The sequence below is a fragment of the Mycobacterium sp. TY814 genome (genome assembly GCF_030755175.1).
Taxonomy (GTDB): Bacteria; Actinomycetota; Actinomycetes; order Mycobacteriales; family Mycobacteriaceae; genus Mycobacterium.
In genome coordinates, this window is sequence record NZ_JAUFRY010000008.1 from 1 (window position 1) to 9,992 (window position 9,992).

At 67.9% G+C, this 9,992-nt stretch carries 10 protein-coding genes and 1 tRNA gene; 7 read left to right on the forward strand and 4 right to left on the reverse strand.

Translation table 11 applies throughout. From position 1 onward, the window contains the following. Positions 1 to 70 precede the first annotated feature (70 nt). A tRNA-Ala gene (locus QXH22_RS30370) sits at positions 71 to 141 on the forward strand. Between the two features lie 28 nt (positions 142 to 169). On the opposite strand, the gene QXH22_RS30375 is transcribed toward QXH22_RS30370, so the two are convergent. Together QXH22_RS30375 and QXH22_RS30380 are read right to left on the reverse strand one after the other, a co-directional pair. Further along, entirely contained in the window at positions 170 to 784 is a 615-nt protein-coding gene (locus QXH22_RS30375) for an isoprenylcysteine carboxylmethyltransferase family protein (protein ID WP_016895219.1), read from the reverse strand. A 34-nt stretch (positions 785 to 818) separates the two neighbouring features. Beyond that, positions 819 to 1,415, reverse strand: a complete 597-nt coding sequence (locus QXH22_RS30380; protein ID WP_016895220.1) for a bifunctional 2-polyprenyl-6-hydroxyphenol methylase/3-demethylubiquinol 3-O-methyltransferase UbiG — start codon at positions 1,413 to 1,415, stop codon at positions 819 to 821. A gap of 82 nt (positions 1,416 to 1,497) precedes the next feature. Between QXH22_RS30380 and QXH22_RS30385 the strand changes: the two genes are divergently transcribed. Next, positions 1,498 to 1,878, forward strand: coding sequence for a metalloregulator ArsR/SmtB family transcription factor (locus QXH22_RS30385; RefSeq protein WP_082658790.1), 381 nt, complete (start codon positions 1,498 to 1,500; stop codon positions 1,876 to 1,878). Next, on the forward strand, positions 1,875 to 3,833 hold the full coding sequence (locus QXH22_RS30390) for a cation-translocating P-type ATPase (protein WP_016895223.1): 1,959 nt from the start codon (positions 1,875 to 1,877) through the stop codon (positions 3,831 to 3,833). Before QXH22_RS30385 ends, QXH22_RS30390 begins: the two co-directional genes overlap by 4 nt. Before the next feature lie 72 nt (positions 3,834 to 3,905). Here QXH22_RS30390 and QXH22_RS30395 read toward each other — a convergent pair whose 3' ends face one another. Beyond that, positions 3,906 to 4,235, reverse strand: coding sequence for a hypothetical protein (locus tag QXH22_RS30395; RefSeq protein WP_016895224.1), 330 nt, complete (start codon positions 4,233 to 4,235; stop codon positions 3,906 to 3,908). A gap of 15 nt (positions 4,236 to 4,250) precedes the next feature. Then, a complete protein-coding gene (locus QXH22_RS30400) occupies positions 4,251 to 5,348 on the reverse strand; it encodes an XRE family transcriptional regulator (protein ID WP_016895225.1) in 1,098 nt (365 codons plus the stop codon). Between the two features lie 270 nt (positions 5,349 to 5,618). Here QXH22_RS30400 and QXH22_RS30405 point away from each other — a divergent pair, with 270 nt between their 5' ends. The 4 genes from QXH22_RS30405 to QXH22_RS30420 all read left to right on the forward strand — a co-directional run bounded on the left by QXH22_RS30405 (position 5,619) and on the right by QXH22_RS30420 (position 9,835). Beyond that, a complete protein-coding gene (locus tag QXH22_RS30405) occupies positions 5,619 to 6,320 on the forward strand; it encodes a hypothetical protein (RefSeq protein WP_231752585.1) in 702 nt (233 codons plus the stop codon). A gap of 11 nt (positions 6,321 to 6,331) precedes the next feature. Next, positions 6,332 to 7,429 carry a tyrosine-type recombinase/integrase gene (locus QXH22_RS30410; RefSeq protein ID WP_231752584.1) on the forward strand — a complete coding sequence of 366 codons (1,098 nt, stop codon included), beginning with the start codon at positions 6,332 to 6,334 and terminating at the stop codon, positions 7,427 to 7,429. A gap of 82 nt (positions 7,430 to 7,511) precedes the next feature. After that, positions 7,512 to 9,425, forward strand: a complete 1,914-nt coding sequence (locus tag QXH22_RS30415; protein ID WP_016895228.1) for a tyrosine-type recombinase/integrase — start codon at positions 7,512 to 7,514, stop codon at positions 9,423 to 9,425. Beyond that, the gene (locus QXH22_RS30420; RefSeq protein WP_016895229.1) at positions 9,422 to 9,835 is read left to right on the forward strand and encodes a DUF6262 family protein; all 414 of its coding nucleotides are present in this window, start codon (positions 9,422 to 9,424) and stop codon (positions 9,833 to 9,835) included. Before QXH22_RS30415 ends, QXH22_RS30420 begins: the two co-directional genes overlap by 4 nt. Positions 9,836 to 9,992: the final 157 nt, after the last annotated feature.

Here is a 9,992-nt window from a genome sequence, read left to right on the forward strand (position 1 = left end):
CTTATCTCTAGGAGAGGTAGATGAAAGTGGGTGTGACCAGCGGTGATACCGCCACGGTCATATCCATGACGGGGCCATAGTTCAACGGTAGAACGGGGCCTTTGCAAGGCTCAAATCGGGGTTCGATTCCCCGTGGCTCCACCTTTGGTCGGTACGGCCGGCGGTGACACTACGCCCGTCTGATCCGCCCGATGCCGGGCAGGAACCGGTCGACAGCCTCACAGTAGTCGCGGTAGGCCTGGCCGTGGGTGGCGGTGAGGTAGGGCTCTTCGATCAGGCGGACCTGCAGTTGACTACCGATGATGATCATCACGACGCCGGCGAGTGCAATACCGTTGGGAACCGCAAAGGTTAGTCCGATAACCATGACGTTGATCGACGTGTAGATGGGGTTGCGCACGATCGCGAAAATGCCGGTGGTGACCAGTGGCGGGCGTTCGGTGGGGTCGACAGTGGTGCGCCACGAAGATCCCATTGCGCGTTGGGCGCCGAACGCGGCGAACACGCCCAGTGCGGCGAGCATGATGCCGGCGACGCGGCTGGGCCCGTGGTCCAACAGTGGCACTGGCTGCAGGCCCAGCAGTTCGGCGATGGGGGCGGCGATGCCGGGCAGCAGCATGCCGGAGGCCAGGGTTCCTCGGGCCCACCACTGTTTGGGTGTGCGAGGGATGCGGATGCCGCTGTCGCCGGTGCGATGGCGTTGAATACGGGCTCGCACGTAGCCGTCGAGCAGCCAGAAAGCCGCGACGAGGAGCAAGGCGATGATGGCGTACATCGCGGACATCGTGGTCGGCTTTCGTGGTCGCGGGGGTGGCAGGTCAGATCTTTCGGGCGGCCCCGATGAAGAGGAGCCCGCGAAGGTGGTGTTCGATGCGGGCGGTGCCGTGCAGGCCGTGGCGGGCCAGTTCAGCGGCGAATTCGTCTGACTCGAAGCGGTTTTCGCGTGGGTGCACGGTGAATGTGCGGAACGCCCAGGTGTCGAGCATGCGGCGTGGAACTTCCTCGAACAACAGCAGCCCACCGGGGCGCAACACTCGGGCGATCTCGGCGACGGCCAGCTGCCAGTGCGGGACGTGGTGGATGATGCCGAAGTCAACGACGGTGTCGTGGCTGGCGGTCGGCTGATGGATGTCGCAGACATCGCCGACTGACAGGGATACGGGCCTGTGATGGAGGCGTTTGCGGGCGAGCTCGACCATGGTGTCGTCGAGGTCGAATGCGGTGACGTGGCGGGCCTGGAGCCGGTCGAGGATGACTTCGGAGCCGACACCTCGTCCGCAGCCGGTCTCGAGTACGTCCTGGCCGGTGAGGTCGCCACCGGCGAGGCGGCGAAACCATGCGGCTTCCCGATGGTGTTGATGGGCAGCCCGAATCGGGTTGTTCATCGCTGCCCGTTCGATGGTGTTGAGCTTCACCGCGCCACCTCAGCCTTCATCAATCGCAAGCGCTGTCATCGACTAATTCCGATCAATCTAGGTTGTAGGCTATCATCGCGATATGTCGATGAAAAGTATGGGTGCTGCGCCGCCGAGTGCATCGCGCGACGAGTTGGCGGGGGCGGTGGCGTTGTTTCACAGTCTGTCCGATCCCACCCGGTTGGCGATCGCCCGCCGCCTAGCTGGTGGTGAGGCTCGGGTGGTGGATCTGACCGGTGAGTTGGGATTGGCGCAATCGACGGTGTCGTCGCATCTGGCGTGCCTGCGCGACTGTGGGCTGGTGGATTTCCGGCCCCAGGGCCGCGCCTCGGTGTATCGGCTGGCCCGGCCGGAACTGCTGGACATGTTTCGCGAGGCCGAGGCGGTGTTGGAGGCGACCGGCAACGCCGTCGCCTTGTGCCCCAACTACGGCCACCCGACTGAACGGAAGGTAGCGCGATGAGCGAGGCGTGCGGCTGCGGCAGCGACGACCGCAACGAAGGCGAGCAGGAACCCGAACGGCTCTGGGAGATCACCGAACTACGCGCGGCCGCAGCCGCGGGGGTGGTGCTGCTGGCCGGCTATGCGGTCGGCTGGTCCGGCGGCCCCCATGTGGTCGAAATCGGCCTGTATGCGCTGGCGTTGGCGATCGGGGCCTACACGTTCGTACCCTCGACGCTGCGCCGGTTAGCGCAAGGCAAGATCGGGGTCGGCACGCTGATGACGATCGCTGCCATCGGCGCGGTGATCCTCGGCGAGGTCGGCGAAGCCGCCATGCTGGCGTTCCTGTTCTCCATCAGCGAGGGCCTCGAAGAATACTCACTGGCCCGGACCCGCCGGGGACTGCGCGCGTTGTTGGCGCTGGTGCCCGACGAGGCCACCGTCCTGCGCGACGGCGCCGAAATCACCATCCCGCCAGCGGAGTTGCGGGTCGGTGACCGGATGCTGGTCAAGCCCGGCGAACGGGTCGCGACCGACGGCACCATCACCTCGGGGCGCACCGCACTGGATGTCTCGGCCATCACCGGCGAATCCGTTCCGGTGGAGGCCGGACCCGGCAGTGATGTGTTCGCCGGATCGATCAACGGCACCGGGGTGCTCGAAGTCGAGGTCACCTCCAGCGCTGCTGATAACTCGTTGGCCCGCATCGTGGCGATCGTGGAGGCTGAGCAGTCCCGCAAGGGCGCCAGCCAGCGCCTGGCCGACCGCATCGCCAAACCGCTTGTTCCGGCGATCATGGTCGCGGCCGCGCTGATCGCCGCCATCGGTTCCGTGTTGGGTGATCCGCTGGTGTGGATTGAACGTGCCCTGGTCGTGCTGGTGGCCGCCTCCCCGTGCGCGCTGGCCATCTCGGTGCCGGTCACCGTCGTCGCCGCGATCGGCGCCGCCTCCAAGCTCGGCGTCCTCGTCAAAGGCGGCGCCGCGCTGGAAGCCCTCGGCGCGGTGCGCACCGTCGCGCTAGACAAGACCGGCACCCTGACCGCCAACCAGCCCACCGTCATCGACGTCGCCACCACCAACGGCAACAGCCGCGACCACGTGTTAGATGTGGCGGCGGCGTTGGAGGCCCGCAGCGAACACCCGCTGGCTGCAGCGATTCTCGCCGCCACCGAGGGGCCGGTCCAACCAGCTGAGGATGTGGAGGCGGTGACCGGGGCCGGACTGCTCGGCCACCGTGACGGCCACCGGCTACGGCTCGGGCGCCCCGGCTGGCTCGACCCCGGACCCTTGTCCGAACACGTCGCGGCCATGCAGGCCGCCGGCGCCACCGCCGTGCTGGTCGAAGACAACGGTCAGGTCATTGGGGCGGTCGCGGTGCGCGACGAACTGCGGCCCGAAGCCGCCCAGGTCGTCGAACACCTGCGCCGCGGCGGCTATCAGGTCGCCATGCTCACCGGCGACAACCAAGCGACCGCCCAAGCCCTGGCCCGCCAGGTGGGGATCGATACGGTGCATGCCGATCTGCGGCCCGAAGACAAGGCGGCGCTGATCGGTCAACTGCGCCAACGCTCCTCGACGGCCATGGTCGGTGATGGCGTCAATGACGCCCCCGCTCTGGCCACCGCCGATTTGGGGATCGCGATGGGTGCGATGGGCACCGACGTGGCCATCGAAACCGCCGACGTCGCCCTCATGGGTGAAGACCTGCGCCACCTCACCCAGGCCCTGGCCCACGCGCGGCGAGCCCGGCGCATCATGCTCCAAAACGTCGGCCTCTCACTGGGATTGATCGCAGTGCTCATCCCGCTCGCCCTCACCGGTGTGCTCGGCCTGGCCGCGGTCGTCGCGGTGCACGAACTCGCCGAAATCGTCGTCATCGCCAACGGTGTCCGGGCCGGGCGCACCAAACCACTGGCACAGCCAGGCCGGGACCATGATCCGGTGGCCGAAGTAGCCGCCTCCGCGATATCGCGTTGACCACCGGCATCATCCATCGCGTAACCAGCCAGGCGAGGAGGTCAGCAAGGTGTGGTGTTTGCCGATGACTTATCACGCCTTTGCGTCACGGCCGGCAGCGGTCAGGCCGAGACTGTGCGCTCGCCGCCAGGCGGCCGCCAGGTTTGCGCTTCGGCTCTTGCCTGATACCTGGCAGAGGTACGTGCTGCATTCTTTGTTGTTGGTCTGCCACCGCAGTTCGGCGTAGATACGCAGGTATCTGCGCCGCAGGACGACCCGTCCGAGCGCACCACCACTGTCGTTCACCACACGGCATCGGCGGCCGCCTGCGGCGTGGTCCTGCTCAAGGGCTTGCCCCTGCTTGGTCCAGTGGACCGGCGCTTTCCACTGCTCGTCGCGGACCGGGGTGCGATTCCAGCCCACGATCGCGCCCGGTGTTTAGACCATCGTGAGGTGCCGGGCGCCGGGCCTGTCGCTTACGCCGAAGAGCGCGCCGCGTTGCGCGCCGGTGAGCAGCGTAATGTCGTCGAGTTCACTGGCGGTGTAGCCGCCGGCCGCGAGTTGGCCGAGTACGTCGCCGACGAGACGGGGCATCTCCTCGGCCACGCCGGGGCGGGGGCCATACATGCGGCCGGTCTCGTTGAGCAGCCGGAACATCGAGCGGTACTGGTAGTCGGAGAGCACACCTCGCTCGCGGGCCCGCACGACCAGCGACGACGCGCTCACACCCCAGGTGAGGCGCAGCTCATCGAGTTCATGCACGGCCCGCACTGACACGCGGTCCAAGTCAAAGCCGATGTCGGCGATGGGGGCGAGGAACTCGGCGGCGAAACTGTTGGCCCGCCGCTCGGCCTCGGCGGGGCTGACCAGCGTCATCGCATCCATGACCAGGTGGCCGAGTTCGTGGGCCAGCGTCATCCGCATGCGGTCGGGCGGCCGGGCCGCGTTGACGTACACCAGGTGCGGGTGATACTCGCTTGCTCGCAGGGTCACCGCGTCGATCTCGTCGTCGAGGAAACCATCGACCACAACGAACACCCCTGCGGCTTCGAGCAATTCGGTCATCGAGCGGATCGGGCCGGCGACGCGCCACAGGCGGCGCAGAACCTGGGCGACGGTGATCTCTCCGAGCTCGGAGGCGTAGTCGGCCGGGTCGAGATCGGGAAGCGCAAGCTTGGGGTTGATGTCGGCGCGGGACACCAGGCGGCCGATCCGCATCGCGACAAGATTCGCGCGCGCCCACACGCGGTCACGCTTCCACTCGGCCGCACTCAGGTTGGCCCGGAAGTGGCTGCCCTGGGCCGGGGACCGGGTGAAGGGCACGCACAGCGCTTCCGGGCGGCATTCCATGGCCTGCGCGTAGTCGAGCAAGGCCTTCCCTGCCAGGGGCAGCAGCCCCGCCTCGACCCTGCTGACGTGCGAGGCCGACACCCCGGCCTCGTCGGCCAGGCGCTTTTTCGACCACCCACGCGACAACCGGGTCAACTGCACCATCACGCTGTTCGCCGCGTCGTCGTACGGGTCCGGTGCCGTCACAGATCGCCTCCCCAACCGTCTCGGTGCTGTCTTTCGACACTAGCCCGCCGCCGCCGCGAATTCGCGCAGAAACACCGTTTGATCTGCGTTTTCCCAGTTCACGCCCACTAACGGACGTGGGGCGTGTGTGGCTGGTGTGACGATAGCGCAACTCCAGCCCGTGACGCCTGCAGACCGGCTGCTCCGTATGCGATCGGCGTGTCTTCCGGCCTCAAACTTTACCCCGGTCCGCACGATTCTATGCAAGGTTTTCGGCTGAAAGGCGGGGTCGTGACAGCTCCGATGGATCAACCCAACACACCCGACCGTCCGGTCTCCCGCAAGGAGGCCCGACGGCTGCTCAACCAGGTGGCGGTCGGGGTGGGGGCGATGCTGCTGGCCGCCGTCGATGACTGGAACGCCTTGTCGGCCCGGCACTCCGCACATCTGCGAACCGTGATGCAAGGGCTCGGGCGCGGCACATATGTTGCGGCCGCCGTCGCGGCGGGCACCGATGTGTGGCTGAGCACCCGCGGCATGCATCCACCCGGACACACGGTCGTCAAGCCCTACCGCTGGCCCGAGATCAACAGCCGCGGCAAGACGCACATGATGATCCACCACAACGAGATGGAACCGACCACCCCGCGGCGGACCGCGTTCTTCACCCAGGATTCGGCGACCCTGGGCCTGATCGGCGATCCCACCCATTGCGAGCTGACCTGGGACTACGACATCGTCACCGACACCCATATCCGCCGGATCTGGGTCAGCGCGCCGGGCGTCGACTGGGACCGCTTCGAGGTTCCGATGGCCAAGGTGCAGGCCCAATACGCGACGTGGCGCAAGCGCGACATGAAGTGGCTGCCCGGGGCACTTCCTGCCGACACCGCCGCAGCCGCGCCGATGCCGGCCCGCCAACCGCAGGAAGACCTGCGGCCCGACATCCAGGTGCGGCCCCGGCGCCCCGAGGAAACCCGGGATGCCGAGTGAAGGCGGCACCGGTGACCATCCACGGACGGGCGTCGTGGACGGTCGTAGACGCTTCAGGCCTACCGGTCGGGGAGGTCGAGCAGTTCCTGCACTGGCTGCGTGCGATCGGCCGGTCGCAGAACACCGTCCGCTCGTATGCGCGCCACCTGAGCTTGTTCTACCGGTGGCTGGGCGCACGCGGAATCGACTGGGACGCCGTAGTATTCGACGCACTGTGTGATTTCGTGGGGGCGCTGTCGGCCGGTTTGCCCCCGCTGCCGACCCGGTCCGGTAGCCGGGCGCCGGGAACGGTCAAAGCGGTGAGCGCGGCCGTGCGCGAGTTCTACGAGTTCCACCGCGTCGAAGGCCGCGGACCGCAGGATCTGGTGTTGACCCGCAACCCGTCGCGGCTCCCGCGCCGGGCACACAGCTTCCTGGCCCACATCGAGCAACGCCACCCCAGCGCGGTCTCCCGGTTGACCCGGCCGGGCAAGCAGCCGGCAGAGACCGTGCAGCTGATCGACTTCGAGGCCGACTTCGCGACGTTGCTGGCGGCGGCGTCGACCCACCGCGACCGGCTGCTGCTCTCCGCGCTCTATGACCTGGGCCTGCGGGTCGGGCAGGCGTTAGGCCTACGGCACGCCGACCTGGACCCGATGCGCAAGCGAGTGCAGGTGTGCCGCCGGGAGGACAACGCCAACGGGGCGCTGTCAAAGCAGCGAGCGCAATTCGCGGTGGCCGCGCCCCGCCGGTTCTTCGACCTGTACGCCGCTTACCTCCTCAGTGAGATCTCCGACCTGGACAGCGATTACGTGTTCGTCAACCTGTCCCGGCCCCCGGTCGGCGGGCCGCTGTCGTACTCGAACGCCTACCAGATCATCGAGCACATCGGCTCCGTAGCGGGCCTTGACGGGCTGCACCCACACATGCTGCGCCATACCCACGCAACTGCGCTGGCCAAGGCCGGATGGACGTCGGCTGAGATCGCTGCCCGGCTTGGCCAGTCGCACGCCGCCAGCGCCGACGTCTACATCCACCTCGCCAGCGACGATCTGGCAGACCGATTGCGCCGCACCGAGCAGCTGGTGTGGGCGCCACCGCAGCGCGAGGCAGGCCATGAGAAACATTGATTCCCACCCTGACTCCACGCGCAGAGGCCGCCGTTCGCCGCTACGGGTACCCGACGGGCCGTGGTGTCAGCCGACGTGGCAGGTGGTCGAACCGGCCGGAGACCGCCGCCGCCAGGCGGCGGACCCCTGCGCCGTCGACGCATGCAACAGCGAGCGGTACTGGCTGGGCGGCCCCCACTCCGCAGGCGCCGAGCGGCGCGGATTGTGCTACGCGCACTACTTCCAATGGTTCCGCGCCGGCCAGCCCGCCGACTTCACCGCATGGGCAACCTTCGAAGCCCAACCCGTCGGCGCCCCGCGCGGCCACCTCTCGGCCCAGATCGTCGACTTCCGGCGGCTACCGCAGATCGCGGCCGATGAGATCCGGTTCGTCGTCGCCACCAAGGTGCGCCGCGGCGACTGGACCCCCAACACCAGCCTCCGCCGCTTCTTGATGGTGCTCATCGACACCGCCGACGGCCGGATCACCGACTCCCTCACCGAGCGACCCGCCGGCGAGTGGCTTCTGCTGTGCCGGCAGCATTGGCCGCACGCGAGCTCGTTCGACTCCCTGTGCGCACCCTACATTCGGCGCTTCTTCCGACTCCTCGACGGCGCCACCAACCCGGACCCGTGGGCCGACGACCACTGGCACTGGCGAGACGGATTCGAATTCGTTCTCGACGCCACCCAATCCGGATCGACACACACCGCCGTGGACTGGTCGACGGTGACCGTGCCGTGGCTGCGTGACGCGGTCAAAGAACTCGCACGCCGGCAGCTCACCACCGCCACCCTGGCCTGGGGCACGCTGACCCAGTGGGTGCGCGCCACCCGCCAGCTCGCCCGGTTCCTCACCCGCGACGACGAATCACCGGAACCGTCCGCGGTGACCAGGCCGGTCTTCCTTGACTACCTGGCGTGGACCCGGCGACCGGACACCCAAGCGGACGCGCGGTTGGCCAATACCGCCGCCTACCTGCTGGAGTCGCTGCACGACACCCAGATCGTGCCCGCTCTCGGGTCGGCGGTGTTCCTCCGACGAGGCGAGAACGTGCACCGCAAGACCCGCAGCCCCCGCCCGTTCCCGCCGGACGTAATCGAACGCGTCGACACGCTGATCGTCGACAACCCCGCAACCGACCCCACCCTGCGGTCGATGATCGCCACCACCCGGTGGGCAGGCTGCCGCATCTCCGAACTGGTCGCCCTGCCCATCGACTGCCTGCACCGCTCCGACGCGGGCTACTGGATCGAATATTGGATGCCCAAAACCCGGGCCTGGCGCCGATTCCCCATCCCGGACAGCCTCGCAACCATCGTCCTCGACCAGCAGACCCGCGTGCGCGACACCTACGGCCCCGACGCCGAGCACCTATTCCCCGGCGCCCGGTCCAACGCCGCCGCCGGCCGCACCCAACCCTGGTCGACCAGCGGCCTGCGGCACCGCCTCGCCGCACTGTTCACCGAACACGGCATCACCACCTCGACCATCACCGGCGAGCCGATCTCCGGCGGCGATGTGCACCGCTTCCGGCACACCATCGGAACCACACTGCTCAACAACGGCTGGACCCAACAAGAAGTGCGCGACTTCCTCGGCCACCACAGCGACACCATGACCTCGGCATACGCCCGCATCACCGACGACACCCTGGCCCGCAAAGCACGTGAATTCTGGAACAGCGCCGCAACAGACACGACCAACACCGACGCCGACGTGGAGCGGCTCCGGGCCCGGTTCACCACCGCGCTGCCCAACGGATTCTGCACTCTCCCAACGGCGCAACGCTGCGAATTCCGGCCCAACCCCTGCCTCGACTGCTCCTTCCACGACCCCGGCGGCCGGGTCTTCCTCGGCGCCCATATCGCGCACCGCGACCAACTGCAACGCCTCACCGCCGACGCTCACGAGCGCGGCGACGCAGCCGCCGTCGAATTGAACACGGCGATGCTCGACAAGGTCTCCAAACTGATCAGCGAAATCGACCCGAACACCACGCAGGAACCTCAGTGAGCGCCGACGACCGCGAACGCCGCACCGCACGCCTGACCGCAGCAGCCGCCGCCCGCACCACCGACGCCACCGCCCGCGCCCGCCGCGCGATCACCCGACTGCGAAACACCGGTCAGCCCGTCACCTTCGTCGACGTCGCCCGCGACGCCGGTGTATCGACCAGCTTCCTCTACCAGCACAGCCAACTACGCGACGACATCACCAACCTCCGCACCACCACGACCACCACGGCGACGGCCGCAACAGGGCGCGCGGCAAGCCTGGAATCGCTACGCACCAAACTCGCCACCGCGATCGCCCGCAACCGTGAACTCACCGAACAACTCGCGCAGCTTCGCACCGAGAACGAAGCACTTCGCAGCCGACTCCTCGAATCCCGCATCCCTGCGGCGACACCGCATCCGTCATAGCCGGACCGGACCCAACCAGAACCAACGGGGCCACAGCGCAGCCCACCACCGTCGACGACTTCCTACAGATAACCCGGCCACGACGACGGACCTACGCCAAGCCGCGGCCCCGTCGTAGACGTCGACTCCACACGCCGCTCACCTAGAGATATCGATC